The following is a 12,473-nucleotide window of genomic DNA, read 5'->3' on the forward strand; positions in this document are numbered from 1 at the left end:
GTGACCGAGGGCTGGGCGTTCGAGGGACAGCCGCCGGCGCTGCCGTCCGGTCCGGGCGGCGGGATCGTCACCCTCGTCAACGGCACGTCGTTCTGCGTCTGCGGCCACGACGGCGACATCCATCCCGCGGGACCGCAGGGCACCTTCTACCTGGACACGCGCATCGTGTCCAGGTGGCGGGTGCTGCTCAACGGTGCGCCGGTCGAGCCGATCACCGTAGTGCCCGGCGAGCCGTTCCGCACGACGTTCCTCGGCCGCGCACACCTCGGGCAGCACGGTGAAAGCTCGCTGCTGGTCGAACGCACCCGGTACGTCGGCGCGGGCATGCGGGAAGACGTGGTGCTGCGCAACTACGGCCCGGCGGACGTGGCGGTGACGCTGACCGTGCACGTCCAGGCGGACTTCGCGGATCTCTTCGAGGTCAAGGAAGACCGGGTGCGCCCGGACGACAGGCACGCCGCGGAGGTGCGCGGTGACGGGCTGAGACTCAGCCGCCGCAGCCGTGGCCTGTGGGTGAGCGGCGAGCACGCCGAGTACGCGCTGGATCGGCTGACGTTCCACGTGCTCGTGCCCGCGCGAGGCGAGTGGTCGACCCGTGTGGTCGCGCGGCCGGTGGTGGACGGCGAGCCTGCTCCGCCGCTGTTCCCACTGGACCACCCGGTCGAACAGTCGGCACCGGTGCTGCGGGCACGGCGGTGGCATGAGATGGGCCCGGTGCTCCGGGTGTTCGGCGACCCCGCGCTGATGCGCACGCTCCGGCAGAGCCGCGAGGACCTGGGCGCACTGCGGATCTTCGATCCGGACCGGCCGGAAGACGTCGTGCTCGCGGCGGGGGCGCCGTGGTTCATGACGTTGTTCGGGCGCGACTCGATCCTGTCGTCGCTGATGGCGCTCGCCCTCGACCCGTCGCCCGCGCTCGGCACGGTGCAGACCCTTGCGCGCCATCAGGGTCAGGTGGTCGAGCCGAACAGCGAGGAGGAACCCGGCCGCATCCCGCACGAGATGAGGTTCGGCGCGGACGTGTCGCTCGCGTTGGGCGGCCGCAACATCTACTACGGCACAGCCGATGCCACGCCGTTGTTCGTAGTGCTGCTCGGCGAGCTCAGCCGGTGGGGCATCGAGCGTGAGCAGGTCGAGGCGCTGCTGCCGCACGCCGACCGCGCGCTCGAGTGGGTCGACCGCTACGGCGACCGCGACGGCGACGGCTTCGTCGAGTACCAGCGGGCCACCGAACGCGGACTGGTGAACCAGGGCTGGAAGGACTCGTGGGACGGCGTCAACTTCGCCGACGGCACGATCGCCCGCAGCCCGATCGCGTTGTGCGAGGTCCAGGGCTATGTGTACGCGGCTTTTCGCGCGCGGGCCGGTCTCGCGCGGGCCACCGGCGCCGATCCCCGGTACTGGGACGAGCGCGCGGCCGAGTTGAAGAAGCGTTTCAACGACACGTTCTGGCTTCCCGCACAGGGTCGTTACGCCGTGGCGCTGGACCACGAGAAGCGGCCGGTCGACGCAGTCACATCCAACGTCGGGCACTGCCTGTGGACCGGCATCGTCGACGACGACAAGGCGTCGCACGTCGCGTCGTCGTTGCTGTCACCCGAGATGTTCACCGGCTGGGGTGTGCGCACGCTCGCGTCGGACATGGGCGCCTACAACCCCATGAGCTACCACAACGGATCCGTCTGGCCGCACGACTCGGCCATCGTCGCCGCCGGCCTGATGCGGTACGGGTTCGTCGAGCACGCACAACGCGTCGCCACCGCCGTGTTCGACGCCGCCGACGCGTTCGGCGGCCGGTTGCCCGAGCTGCTGTGCGGGTTCGACCGCGCCTCCTATGCCCGCCCGGTGCCGTACCCGACATCCTGCTCGCCGCAGGCGTGGGCCTCGGCCGCACCGGTGCACCTGCTCCGGGTGTTGCTGCGGCTGGAGCCGTCGGTGCCGGACGGTGAGGTCCGGCTCGCGCCCGCGTTGCCCGGCGCGTTCCTGCCGCTCGCGATCGACAACGTGCCGCTGGCGGGCGCGCGGGTCACGGTGGAGGTCGACACGGAGGTCAGGGTTGCCGGGCTACCAGACGAAATCTCCGCAGTCCACGACGTCCCAACAGGTTTCACCGCGCGCGCCACGGGGATTCGTCCAGAATGGAGCAGCTGAAAGTCGCCATGGTGGCGCCCCCTTGGTTCGAGCTTCCCCCGACCGCGTACGGCGGCATCGAGTCGATGTGCGCGGACCTGACCGACCAGCTGACAAGACGTGGCGTGCGAGTCACTCTGATCGGCGTCGGCCGCAACCGGACTCGTGCCCGATTCATCGCTGTTTCACTGACAGCGCAACAGGAACGCATCGGACAGGCCATGCCAGAGGTGGTGCACGCAGCCGCACTGCCGGACCTGCTCGACCGCCTCGACGTGGACGTCGTGCACGACCACACGCTGGCCGGTCCGCTGCTGGCGCGCGGCCGCGACCTGCCGACCGTGGTGACCGCGCACGGCCCGGTGACCGGCGAGATGGGGCGGTACTACCGGCACCTGGGTCGCAGCGTGCACCTCGTGGCGCTGTCCGACGCGCAGCGCGTCGCCGCACCGTCGATGCACTGGGCCGGCACCGTCCACAACGCCGTGAAGGTCGGTGACTTCCCGTACTGCTCACGAAAGAAGGACTTCGCACTGTTCCTCGGTCGCGCCACACCGGAGAAGGGCATCCCGACGGCCATCACGGCCGCGCGTGCGGCGGGCGTGCGGCTGCTGATCGCCGCGAAGTGCCGTGAACCCGACGAGCGGAGGTACTTCCACGACGTGGTGGAACCCATGCTGGGCAGCGGGGTCGAGTGGCTCGGCGAAGTCGGCAGGACGCGCAAGCTGTCCCTGCTCGCGGCCGCGCGCTGCCTGCTCTTCCCGATCCAGTGGGCGGAGCCGTTCGGCATCGTGATGGCGGAGGCGCTGGCGTGCGGCACTCCGGTCGTGGCACTGCGCCGGGGTTCCGTGCCGGAGGTGGTCGTGCACGGAAGGACCGGGTTCGTCTGCGACTCCGTGGCAGAACTCATTTCCGGGCTGCGCGACGTGGAATCGCTGAGCCCGCTGCACTGTCGTTCGGACGCTCGGGATCGGTTCGACGTCGACCTGATGGCGTCGCGCTACGAGTCGCTGTACCGCTCGGTCATCGCACGAGCGGGCAACGGCGTCGGGCTGCCCAGGTCCCACGTCGCAACGACCAACGGGAACGGCCACACGTTGGCTGTGCCCGTCGCCAAATGGCGTGAGCACACCGGTGTCGGCCCGAAATCGACGGGTAGTCACGCACCATGACCGCGCTCAAGCCCACGCCGGTGGCCGACCCGGGAGCGACCGGACGGCAGCTCAAGGGCTCCACCCTGCTGAAGTTGTTCACCACCACCGACCACAAGCAGATCGGGTTGATGTACCTGACGACATCGTTCGGGTTCTTCCTCGCCGGCGGCCTGATGGCCCTGCTGATGCGCGGCGAGCTCGCCCGGCCCGGCCTGCAGTTCCTGTCGAACGAGCAGTACAACCAGCTGTTCACCATGCACGGCACGATCATGCTGCTGCTCTACGCGACACCGATCGTGTTCGGGTTCGCGAACTACGTGTTGCCGCTGCAGATCGGCTCACCGGACGTCGCGTTCCCGCGGCTGAACGCCCTGGCGTACTGGCTCTACCTCTTCGGCGGGCTGATCGTCATGTACGGCTTCGTGACGCCCGCGGGTGCGGCCGACTTCGGCTGGACCGCCTATCCCCCGCTGAGCACGGCCACCTACGCACCGGGCGTCGGCGGAGACCTGTGGGCCGCCGGACTCGTGATCAGCGGGCTCGGCACCATCCTGGGCGCGGTCAACATGGTCACCACCGTGGTGTGCCTGCGCGCACCGGGCATGACGATGTTCCGGATGCCCATCTTCACCTGGAACATCCTGGTCACGTCGATCCTGGTGCTGATCGCGTTTCCCATCTTCACCGCCGCGCTGCTGGGTCTGCTCGCGGACCGGCACCTCGGCGCGCACGTCTTCGACCCGGCGAACGGAGGGCCGATCCTGTACCAGCACCTGTTCTGGTTCTTCGGCCACCCCGAGGTCTACATCGTCGCGCTGCCGTTCTTCGGGATCGTGACCGAGGTGCTGCCGGTGTTCAGCCGCAAACCCCTGTTCGGCTACAAGGGTCTCGTCTACGCGACGCTCGCGATCGCGCTGTACTCGGTGGTCGTGTGGGCACACCACATGTTCGCGACCGGCGCGGTTCTGCTGCTGTTCTTCTCCGCCACCACCTTCATCATCGCCATCCCCACGGGCATCAAGTTCTTCAACTGGATCGGCACCATGTGGAAGGGTGCCATCACGCTGGAGTCGCCGATGCTGTTCTCCGTCGGGTTCCTGGTGACGTTCCTGTTCGGTGGCCTGTCCGGCATCCTGCTCGCGTCGCCACCGCTCGACTTCCACGTGCACGACACGTACTTCGTCGTCGCGCACTTCCACTACGTCCTGTTCGGCACCATCGTCTTCGCCACCTACGCGGGGATCTACTTCTGGTTTCCCAAGACGACCGGCCGGATGATGAACGAACGGCTCGCCAAGCTGCACTTCTGGACGCAGTTCATCGGGTTCCACGGCACTTTTCTGGTGCACCACTGGCTCGGCTCCAACGGCATGCCGCGTCGCTACGCCGACTACCTGCCGACCGACGACTTCACGACCCTCAACATGGTCTCCACGGTGTTCGCGTTCCTGCTGGGCCTGTCCACGCTGCTGTTCATCTACAACGTGGTCCGCAGCTACCGCTACGGCGAACCCGCCGGCCGCGACGACCCGTGGGGCTTCGGCAACTCCCTCGAATGGGCCACGACGTCGCCGCCGCCCCGGCACAACTTCCACGAGCTGCCGCGCATCCGCTCCGAGCGACCGGCCTTCGAGCTGCACCACCCGCACATGGTCGAACGGATGCGCAAGGAGGCCCACGTGTCGGTCCTGCGGCGCGGACCGGCCGGCGTCGACGAGACCACCGAGAAGGCCCTCGCACCCACCCACCGCGACGACACCGACCCGGACTGAGTCATGGATTCCTCGTACGAGAAGCAACAGCTGCGACAGATCGAGAACTGGTTCGAAGCCAACGACCCACGGCTGGCCGAGGCACTGAGCGGACCAGTCCACAAAACGGCGAACCGCAGGTCCGTCCGCGTTGCGGTGGACCTGCTCGCCCTCGCCCTGCTGGTGCTGGGAATCACCACCACCAGCCTGTTCCTCGTCTTCACGGGCTTGGTCTGCGGCATGATCGGCGTCTGCCTGCACACCACGTACCGCAAGCGGACCCGTTGAGCGTCATCCGCGCACCACGTCCAGCAAGGCGAGCGACCGGTGCACCGCCGCGGTCCTGCTGATCAGGCACAGGCTCGATCCCACCCGGCGCACGTGGTTCTCAGCCTCCACGAGCGCCCGCAGCCCCGCGGCACCGAGGAACGTGACATCGCTGAGATCAACCACGATCAACGCGTCCGAAATGTCCAGATGTGGCTCTATGGCGTGAATCAGCCTGTCCACCGTGTACGAGTCGATCTCTCCGCTCACACTGACCCTGATCACCTTCGCGACCGCGACGGGAACCACCACGCCCACCTCCAGCTCTGTTGTCGTGAGTGGACGATCGCGTATTGCGCGGGTTCGACGCTTCGATCCGCCAGGCGCAAATCCCCGGCACGCCATGGGCCTGCCGTGTCACGCGCGGAGCTTCTTGCGCCGCTCCTGCTGGCGGTACCCGTAGGCGGCTTGACGCACGGCCTCGTCGCTCTCCAGCCGCGCCCCCAACGCACCGGCGACGGTCGCCACCGACGCCGCGAGCCACGCCACGCCGAGGTAGTCCGAAAGGGCAGGGGGATGCTCTATCTGCCGCCCCAGCACGGCAGGATCGAGCACGAGCCATCCCGCCGCAAGCACGAGGAGGAACAACGCCAGGTAGAGCGTTGTGATCCCCAGCCCGATCGTGATCACGGTGGTCAGGTTGTACAACCTCGCTCGTTCCCGTCCGAGCTCATCGGACGGTCGTTCCCACAGCCCGTGGGTGGCGATCAGCCACACCACCATCGCGGTGATCGACAGCAGCATCGCCGCCGTCAGCCGCACGGCCGACCCGGACGCGCCGAGCTGCCAGATGGTCGAGCTGATCAACGCGTACGCGCCGGTGCCGAACGCGGCCACGAGCACACTGGACAGTCCCATCGCGAGCTGCCAGGGCCGGTTCGCCCTGACCATGCCCGCGACCAGCCTCAAGCGGCCTGCCAGCCCGGGCGCCACGAACCGCACGCCGATGTCATCGGAGGGTGAGTCGATTCTTTTGGCCAGCCGCCCCACCCGCCCCTCGCGGTCGGTCAGCTCACCCACGACGGCGCTCACGACGTCCGCGGTCTTGCGGCGCAGGCCCCAGCTTCCCAGTGCCGGGAGCGACGCCACGGCGAGGCCGTCGGCGGCGCTGGCGTCGGCGACGACCGGGTCCGTGCCCGCGCGTCGCGGCAGGTCGGTCAGGCACACCCACAGGTCGCACCGCTCCTCGACGACCTGGTCGCGCACGGCCTGCACCACGTGCCGCACCGTGCCGTGCTCGTCGGCCGCGAACTGGTCGCACACTGGCACGATCCGCCAGGTCACGTCGCCGTCCACGTCACGGGACAACCGGCGCGGCAGCTCCTCCGCGACGTCCTCCACGATGACGGTGGCCAGCCCCGGATCGGCGAGCAGGCCCAGCACCACTGTTTCTCGCATGTGCCATCGGGTACCTCGGCTGGCCCTGGTTACTCCTGCAGGGCGTGGCCCCTCTGGTGGTACGGGTTGTCGAGGAGGACGCCTCCCATCCAGCTCTGCGGGTGCGCCTTCACCATCGGCACGATGACCTCACCACCGAACACGTTGAGGTCGTAGAAGCAGAGCACGTACACCGAGCGTCTGCTCGCCCACACACCGGCGTTCACCTCGTGGCTGAACAGGGCGTCCATCTGTTCCGCGTGCCCCAGCGTCCGCTCCGCCCACCCCATGTCCCCCACCACCCGGCAGCTCGTCGGCGCCGTGGCGGACCAGGCGTCGAGCTCGGCGAGCATCGTGTCGCTGTCGAACGTGCCACCGCCCAGGTGCCCGCCTTCCGGCTCGTGCACCTCCAGCAACGGATCCGGTCCACCCAGGCTGCTCACGGCTTCTTCCCTCCCCCCGCGGCGGCGAAGTACCGGCACGCCTCGCCGCGGCGCAGCCCCTCACGCAGGAACGGGACCAGCAGCAAGTCCCGTTCGGCACGACCGTGGTGGAAGACGCACAGATGTGCGTGGACGTCCAGCGTCACGCCGTTGAAAGACGTACTCATCCCCGCCCCTCCCAGGGCTGCCCTTGCAGCACCTGCCACGCACGTGTGGCCACGTGCACGTTGAGGCGAGTTTCCACATCTGTCAGGTCGAAACCGGTGATCTTGCGGATCCGGCCGAGCCGGTACCGCAGCGTGCTGCGGTGGATGAACAGCGCGGTCGCCGTCCGGTCGTAGTTGCCACCGCTCTCCAGGAACTCGGACAGCGTGTGGACCATGTCCGCGGTCCTGCTGTCGTCGTAGTCGATCAGACCGCCCAGCCACTCCCGCACGAACGCCTCGACGTCGGCACGGCTGTTGCCCGTGTCAAGAATTCGGTAGAGGCCGAGCTGGGCGAACGACGTGGCTCCGCGGGGCGTGCGGGACATCTGCCGGATGCGCAGCGTGCGCATCGCCTCGGTGAACGAGCGCGGCAGCTCGTCCGGCGCGGAGCAGCTTCCACCGATCGCGATCACACCGGTGTCGGCCCCCAACTCCCGCGTCATCGCACGGAACAACGCCTCACCGTCCGGAATGCCGTGCACCAGCATCACGACCACACCGGAGCGCCGCGAGCACAGCGCCCTCCACTCCAGTTCGGCCATCGCGCGGGTGATCGCGTCGGACACGGCGTCATCGGCCTGCACGCCGTGCCACTGCGCGACCACGACGTGGTGAGGTCCGCGCAGGTCGTGGCCCAGTGCGTCGGCGCGGGCGTACGCGCTGTCGTTGTCCGTGCCGATGACGAGGTCGTCCACCAGTTCACGGTGCAGCCTGAGCTCGACCTCGGCGAGGCTGCGCTGGTGGGCCAGCTCCAGGGCGAGCACCGTCGTGCCGTACTCCAGGGTGAAGATCTCGTGCTCGCTCGCGGTCTTCCCGGGATCGACGAGGGCGACCACGCCCAGCACCTCGTGGTGCGGCCTGACCAACGAGATCAGCCGGTCACGGTCCCGCAGCGGCCGCGTCGCACGAGCAGCGCGGCGCAGCAGGTCCTCCCGGCGCCGCGCGGGCATCTTCGGGTACGGGTCCGGGCGGCCCGCTCCCGCCCAGGTGCGCAGGTTGCCGAACCGGTCCTCGATGGCGACGGGCAGTCCGGTCAGATCGCTCAGCGCGTGAGCGATCCCTGGTTCGCCGGCGCCCGAAGCGGTCACCCGAGTCAGCACGTCGTGCACTTCCTGCTGTTGCCGCAACCGGGACACGGTCTCGGTCAGCTGTGCGTTGACGAGCGCGCGTTCGTCGTTGGACCGGCGCAGCTCGACCCGCTGTTCGTACTCCTTGCGGTGCAGGGCGGCGCTGGCCAGCGCGGCGCTGGTCTGCTGGCCGAGCACGTTGAGCAGGAACAGCTCGTCGACCGTCGGCTCCCGCTCCGCGACCACGACCAGGCACCCGGTGACGCCGCTCAGGCCCCGCAACAGGATCGCCCAGCGCCACTTCCCGTCGGAAAGCGTCACACCGGTGTCATGATCCTCCAGTTCGGACACGATCCGGTCGAGCTCGCGGTCGGCGGGCTGGCCCGAAGGTGTGCGCACCAGTCTTCCGCCGACCATCAGATAGGTCGTGTCGGCCGCGCACGGGCCGAGTGACGGCACCGAAGTCGCCGCGAGGGCAAGGATCTTCGCCGCGTCCCGGCCGTCGAACATCATCATCGACAACACGAACAGGCCGTAAAGATTGGACAGTTGCGCCCGCGCCCAACGGTCCAAGCCTCCCGCGCCGATGGCCATGTCCTCCCCTGTGCCGTAGTTGCCTTGTCAACGAGCCTAGCCCCGCCGTCACTGTGCTGCCGGGTCCAGCGCGGAGGGCTGATTTCGCCCTCCCAGGCGGACGCGCCGCGCAACCACCTTCGCCACGGTGGAAGCCATGACACTGATGCGTTTCGACCCGTTCCGCGAACTCGACCGGCTTTCCGAACAGACGGTCCGCACGCCGCGTGCGCTGCCGATGGAGGCGTTCCGCCGCAGCGAGGAGTGCGTCGTCGCGCTCGACCTTCCCGGTGTGGACAGTGCGGACGTCGACGTGACCGTGGAACGCAACGTGGTCACGGTCAAGGCGACGCGGCACCCGTTGCGGCAGGAGAACGACGAGGTGCTGATCGACGAACGTCCGCACGGCGAGTTCAGCCGCCAGTTCTTCCTCGGCGACATGCTCGACGCCGGCAACCTGTCCGCCGACTTCGACCGCGGCGTGCTCGTGCTGACGATTCCGGTCGCCGAGTCCAGCAAGCCTCGCAAGATCGAGATCTCCTGAGGAGACACTGATGACCACGCAGCACTCAGGCGCGCACGCGCGTACGACGACCTCTGCCGGCCAGCGGCGGACGATCGCGTCGTTCACCAACTACCGCGACGCCGAACGGGCCGTGGATTTCCTGTCGGACAACAAGTTCCCGGTCGACCGCACCGCGATCATCGGCAACGACGTCCGCATGGTCGAGCAGGTCGTCGGCCGGATGAACTGGGGCCGCGCACTGCTCAACGGCGCCGTGTCCGGTGCCATCCCCGGCCTGCTGTTCGGCTGGATCTTCGGCCTGTTCGACCTCATCAACCCACTCGTCACCTCCTTGACGCTGGCCCTGTACGGCCTGGTGTTCGGTGCGATCATCGGCGCGATCATCGGGGCGATCTCCTACGGGATGCAGCGCGGCCGGCGTGACTTCAGTTCCGTCACCGCGATGGTGCCGAGCCGGTACGACCTCGTCGTGGACGAGGAGGTCGCCGGTGAGGCGCAGCAGCTGCTGGCCAAGCTGGGCGCCGGGAGTGGTTCCTGATGGCCAAGGCAGTCGGAATCGACCTGGGCACGACGAACTCCGCGATCGCGGTGATGGAGGGCGGCCAGCCCACCGTGATCCCGAACGCGGAAGGGTCCCGCACTACCCCGTCCGTCGTGGCCTTCACCGAGAGCGGCGAACGGCTGGTCGGCCAGCTGGCGAAGCGCCAGGCGATCCTGAACCCCAAGGGCACGATCTACTCGGCGAAGCGTTTCGTCGGCCGCCGCTTCGAGGAGGTCAGCGAGGAGGCCGCGACCGTCACGTTCGACGTGGTCGAAGGCCCGAACGGCTCCGTGCGCTTCCAGGTGCGGGGCAAGCCGTACGCGCCGGAGGAGATCAGCGCGCAGGTGCTGCGCAAGCTGGTCGACGACGCGTCGAACTACCTCGGCGAGAAGGTGCGGGAGGCCGTGATAACGGTGCCCGCGTACTTCAACGACTCGCAACGTCAGGCCACCAAGGACGCCGGCAAGATCGCCGGGCTGGAGGTCCTGCGGATCATCAACGAGCCGACGGCCGCCGCGCTCGCCTACGGGCTGGACAAGAAGGAGCACGAGACGGTGCTCGTGTTCGACCTCGGCGGTGGCACGTTCGACGTGTCGCTGCTCGACGTCGGCGACGGCGTGGTCGAGGTCCGTTCGACCTCCGGCGACACCCACCTGGGCGGCGACGACTTCGACCGCAGGCTGGTGGACCACCTGGCGGACAAGTTCAAGAACGACACCGGTATCGACCTGCGCACCGACCCGCAGGCCCTGCAACGGCTCTACGAGGCCGCGGAGAAGGCCAAGGTCGAGCTCAGCTCGGTCACCCAGACGCAGGTGAGCCTGCCGTTCATCACCGCCGACTCCGACGGCCCCAAACACCTGACCGAGACCGTCACGCGGTCGACGTTCGAGCAGATCACGGCCGACCTGGTGGAGCGCTGCCTCGGCCCGGTCGAGCAGGCCATGGCCGACGGCAAGGTGTCCGCGAACGACATCGACGAGGTCATCCTCGTCGGCGGTTCGACCAGGATCCCGGCCGTGCAGAAGCTCGTCCGCCGCCTCACGGGCGGCAAGGACCCGAACATGAGCGTCAACCCGGACGAGGTCGTGGCACTCGGTGCCGCCGTCCAGGCCGGTGTGCTCAAGGGCGAGGTCAAGGACGTGCTGCTGCTCGACGTGACCCCGCTGTCGCTGGGCGTGGAGACCCGCGGCGGCGTCATGACCCGGATCATCGAGCGCAACACGACGATCCCGGCCCGCCGCTCCGAGGTGTTCTCGACCGCCGAGGACAACCAGCCCGCCGTGGACATCGTCGTGCTGCAGGGCGAACGCGAACGCGCGGCCGACAACCGCGTGCTGGGCCGGTTCCAGCTCACCGGGATCAGGCCCGCGCCGCGCGGTGAACCGCAGATCGAGGTCACCTTCGACATCGACGCCAACGGCATCCTCAACGTGACCGCCCGGGACAAGGACACCGGCGCGGAACAGGGCATCACCATCAGCGAGAGCTCGAACCTCGACACGTCCGAGATCGAGAGGATGGTGACCGACGCCCAGGCGCACCAGGCGGAGGACCAGCGGCTGCGCGAAGCCGTGGACGCCCGCAACACCCTGGACTCGATCGCCTACCAGGTCGAGAAGACCTTGTCGGACCTCGGCGACAACGCCCCGTCGCACGAGCGTGCCCGTGCCGAGCTGCTGATCTCCGACGCCCGCGAGGCGCTGAAGTCGGAGGCACCGGTGGAGCGCGTGCGCGAGCTGACCGACGAGCTGACACAGGTCCTGCAGGGCCTGCAGGTGGCGCGGTCGTCCGGTCCCCCGCCCGCATCGGAGCAGGGTTCGTCCTCGTCGGAGGACGACGTCGTCGACGCCGACTTCGATCGGGTGTAGCCGATGACCACCCAGGGGAACGCCGCGAACTCCGCCCCCGAGGTCGCGGCCGAGAACGGGACCGGCGCCGCTCCCCCCGCGACGCCGGTCCCGGAGCTCGCCGAGCTGGAGGACCGCTGGCTGCGTGCAGTGGCCGAGCTGGACAACGTGCGCAAGCGCTACGGCCGTGAGCTGGACCGGGAACGAACCGCCGAACGCGCACGGGTGGCGTCGGCGTGGCTGCCCGTGCTCGACAACCTCGAGCTGGCACTGGGCCACGCGTCCGACGACGCGTTCACCGAGGGCGTGCGGGCGATCCGCGACCAGGCGGTCGAGGTGCTCGCCCGGCTCGGCTACCCGCGCCAGGACGCGACCGGCGTGCCGTTCGACCCCAACCTGCACGAGGTGGTGACCGTGCTGGACGACCCGGACGCACCGCCCAGCACAGTCGTGCGCGTGCTGCGGCCCGGCTACGGCGTCCTCCGCCCGGCCGCGGTCGCCGTCTCCCGTGCCGCGCGGGAGTGAACC

General features: G+C 69.0%; 13 protein-coding genes. 8 read left to right on the forward strand and 5 right to left on the reverse strand.

All coding sequences use genetic code 11. The features are described 5' to 3' along the window. Positions 1-39: 39 nt before the first annotated feature. The 4 genes from AOM45_RS13405 to AOM45_RS13420 are packed head-to-tail and all read left to right on the forward strand — an operon-like array spanning position 40 to position 5,323. A complete protein-coding gene (locus tag AOM45_RS13405; RefSeq protein WP_301313412.1) occupies positions 40-2,151 on the forward strand; it encodes an amylo-alpha-1,6-glucosidase in 2,112 nt (703 codons plus the stop codon). Continuing rightward, complete coding sequence (locus tag AOM45_RS13410) at positions 2,139-3,302, forward strand: glycosyltransferase family 4 protein (protein ID WP_063756999.1); 1,164 nt, start codon at positions 2,139-2,141, stop codon at positions 3,300-3,302. The genes AOM45_RS13405 and AOM45_RS13410 overlap by 13 nt, the downstream gene beginning before the upstream one ends. Then, positions 3,299-5,056 carry an aa3-type cytochrome oxidase subunit I gene (ctaD, locus tag AOM45_RS13415; protein WP_030466799.1) on the forward strand — a complete coding sequence of 586 codons (1,758 nt, stop codon included), beginning with the start codon at positions 3,299-3,301 and terminating at the stop codon, positions 5,054-5,056. Before AOM45_RS13410 ends, ctaD begins: the two co-directional genes overlap by 4 nt. Positions 5,057-5,059: 3 nt before the next feature. Beyond that, positions 5,060-5,323, forward strand: coding sequence for a DUF3040 domain-containing protein (locus tag AOM45_RS13420; RefSeq protein ID WP_030466798.1), 264 nt, complete (start codon positions 5,060-5,062; stop codon positions 5,321-5,323). 3 nt (positions 5,324-5,326) lie between these two features. Here the strand turns inward: AOM45_RS13420 and AOM45_RS13425 are convergent, their stop codons facing one another. The 5 genes from AOM45_RS13425 to AOM45_RS13440 all read right to left on the reverse strand — a co-directional run bounded on the left by AOM45_RS13425 (position 5,327) and on the right by AOM45_RS13440 (position 9,049). Then, complete coding sequence (locus AOM45_RS13425; RefSeq protein WP_162185635.1) at positions 5,327-5,614, reverse strand: STAS domain-containing protein; 288 nt, start codon at positions 5,612-5,614, stop codon at positions 5,327-5,329. 105 nt (positions 5,615-5,719) lie between these two features. Continuing rightward, positions 5,720-6,760, reverse strand: a complete 1,041-nt coding sequence (locus AOM45_RS13430; protein ID WP_030466796.1) for a hypothetical protein — start codon at positions 6,758-6,760, stop codon at positions 5,720-5,722. A gap of 29 nt (positions 6,761-6,789) precedes the next feature. Then, complete coding sequence (locus tag AOM45_RS13435) at positions 6,790-7,182, reverse strand: MEDS domain-containing protein (protein WP_030466795.1); 393 nt, start codon at positions 7,180-7,182, stop codon at positions 6,790-6,792. Further along, positions 7,179-7,349, reverse strand: coding sequence for a DEAD/DEAH box helicase family protein (locus tag AOM45_RS50820; RefSeq protein ID WP_156093722.1), 171 nt, complete (start codon positions 7,347-7,349; stop codon positions 7,179-7,181). The genes AOM45_RS13435 and AOM45_RS50820 overlap by 4 nt, the downstream gene beginning before the upstream one ends. Beyond that, positions 7,346-9,049 (reverse strand): PucR family transcriptional regulator, encoded by a 1,704-nt coding sequence (locus AOM45_RS13440; protein WP_030466794.1) that lies wholly within the window; start codon positions 9,047-9,049, stop codon positions 7,346-7,348. The genes AOM45_RS50820 and AOM45_RS13440 overlap by 4 nt, the downstream gene beginning before the upstream one ends. A 136-nt stretch (positions 9,050-9,185) precedes the next feature. Here AOM45_RS13440 and AOM45_RS13445 point away from each other — a divergent pair, with 136 nt between their 5' ends. From AOM45_RS13445 to AOM45_RS13460, 4 genes are read left to right on the forward strand one after another with little or no spacing between them, the layout of a single operon-like run. Then, a complete protein-coding gene (locus AOM45_RS13445) occupies positions 9,186-9,572 on the forward strand; it encodes an Hsp20/alpha crystallin family protein (protein ID WP_030466793.1) in 387 nt (128 codons plus the stop codon). A 10-nt stretch (positions 9,573-9,582) separates the two neighbouring features. Next, positions 9,583-10,092 (forward strand): YflT domain-containing protein, encoded by a 510-nt coding sequence (locus tag AOM45_RS13450; RefSeq protein ID WP_035909724.1) that lies wholly within the window; start codon positions 9,583-9,585, stop codon positions 10,090-10,092. Then, positions 10,092-11,966 carry a molecular chaperone DnaK gene (dnaK, locus tag AOM45_RS13455; protein ID WP_030466791.1) on the forward strand — a complete coding sequence of 625 codons (1,875 nt, stop codon included), beginning with the start codon at positions 10,092-10,094 and terminating at the stop codon, positions 11,964-11,966. Before AOM45_RS13450 ends, dnaK begins: the two co-directional genes overlap by 1 nt. A 3-nt stretch (positions 11,967-11,969) precedes the next feature. After that, complete coding sequence (locus AOM45_RS13460) at positions 11,970-12,470, forward strand: nucleotide exchange factor GrpE (RefSeq protein WP_035909721.1); 501 nt, start codon at positions 11,970-11,972, stop codon at positions 12,468-12,470. The last annotated feature ends 3 nt before the right edge of the window (positions 12,471-12,473 follow it).

This window comes from Lentzea aerocolonigenes (assembly GCF_000974445.1).
GTDB classification, from domain to species: Bacteria; Actinomycetota; Actinomycetes; order Mycobacteriales; family Pseudonocardiaceae; genus Lentzea; species Lentzea aerocolonigenes.

Coding starts and splice junctions, on each gene's coding strand:
- AOM45_RS13460 (WP_035909721.1), top strand. CDS start 11,970: ATGACCACCCAGGGGAACGCCGCGAACTCCGCCCCCGAGGTCGCGGCC.
- AOM45_RS13430 (WP_030466796.1), bottom strand. CDS start 6,760: ATGCGAGAAACAGTGGTGCTGGGCCTGCTCGCCGATCCGGGGCTGGCC.
- AOM45_RS50820 (WP_156093722.1), bottom strand. CDS start 7,349: ATGAGTACGTCTTTCAACGGCGTGACGCTGGACGTCCACGCACATCTG.
- AOM45_RS13420 (WP_030466798.1), top strand. CDS start 5,060: ATGGATTCCTCGTACGAGAAGCAACAGCTGCGACAGATCGAGAACTGG.
- AOM45_RS13440 (WP_030466794.1), bottom strand. CDS start 9,049: ATGGCCATCGGCGCGGGAGGCTTGGACCGTTGGGCGCGGGCGCAACTG.
- AOM45_RS13450 (WP_035909724.1), top strand. CDS start 9,583: ATGACCACGCAGCACTCAGGCGCGCACGCGCGTACGACGACCTCTGCC.
- AOM45_RS13410 (WP_063756999.1), top strand. CDS start 2,139: ATGGAGCAGCTGAAAGTCGCCATGGTGGCGCCCCCTTGGTTCGAGCTT.
- dnaK (WP_030466791.1), top strand. CDS start 10,092: ATGGCCAAGGCAGTCGGAATCGACCTGGGCACGACGAACTCCGCGATC.
- ctaD (WP_030466799.1), top strand. CDS start 3,299: ATGACCGCGCTCAAGCCCACGCCGGTGGCCGACCCGGGAGCGACCGGA.
- AOM45_RS13445 (WP_030466793.1), top strand. CDS start 9,186: ATGACACTGATGCGTTTCGACCCGTTCCGCGAACTCGACCGGCTTTCC.